Raw genomic sequence first — 638 nt, forward strand, 5'->3', positions numbered from 1 at the left:
GACTTGGGGGCGATGAATTTGTGGTACTTTTCATTAACACCACGGCTCAAGAAGCAAAGCAACGCATCGAAGAAATGATTCGAAGAATCCGTTCAACGCAAATTCGATTTCAAAACGAAACACTTCCCAGAGTCCATTTATCTGCAGGATTAGCTACCGCCCCAGAGCATGCTACAGCCGCCAGTGAATTAAAGAGGGCTGCGGATGATGCGCTTTATGTAGCAAAAAACTCTGGTAAGAATCGTATTCAAGTCTACTCTCCCCAAAGCGAACCCTAAAAAATAAAGCTATAGATCAGCACGCAGAGAAGCCATGGGCTCTAATAAAGAAGCCCGACGAGCTGGATAAAAGCCAAAAAATATCCCAGTAACCACAGAAACAGCAAAACCGGCTAAAGGAGGTACAATATAAAGAGTAAAAGACCAATGATTAAAAAGAGCTATCATCCAAGTCAAGGCCAATCCTAATAAAACTCCCAAAAAACCACCGGACAAAGACAAAATCACCGATTCAACCAAAAACAACGCTTGAATTTCGCGATTTTTAGCTCCTAATGCTTTTCGAACACCAATTTCTTTTTTTCGCTCGCTCACGGCAACCAGCATGACGTTCATTACCCCAATCCCACCAACCACTAA

The 638-nt window shown here is 42.8% G+C and carries 2 protein-coding genes; one reads left to right on the top strand and one right to left on the bottom strand.

What is annotated here, in order from left to right:
- On the top strand, nucleotides 1–278 hold a 278-nt coding region (locus IEX97_RS13060; RefSeq protein WP_188883532.1), incomplete at its 5' end, for a GGDEF domain-containing protein.
- Between the two features lie 9 nt (nucleotides 279–287).
- Here IEX97_RS13060 and IEX97_RS13065 read toward each other — a convergent pair.
- Nucleotides 288–638, bottom strand: a 351-nt coding sequence (locus tag IEX97_RS13065; protein ID WP_188883534.1) for an ABC transporter permease, incomplete at its 5' end; no start/stop codon positions are given.

It is taken from the genome of Paenalicyclobacillus cellulosilyticus, assembly GCF_014647315.1.
GTDB lineage: Bacteria > Bacillota > Bacilli > Alicyclobacillales > Alicyclobacillaceae > Alicyclobacillus_J > Alicyclobacillus_J cellulosilyticus.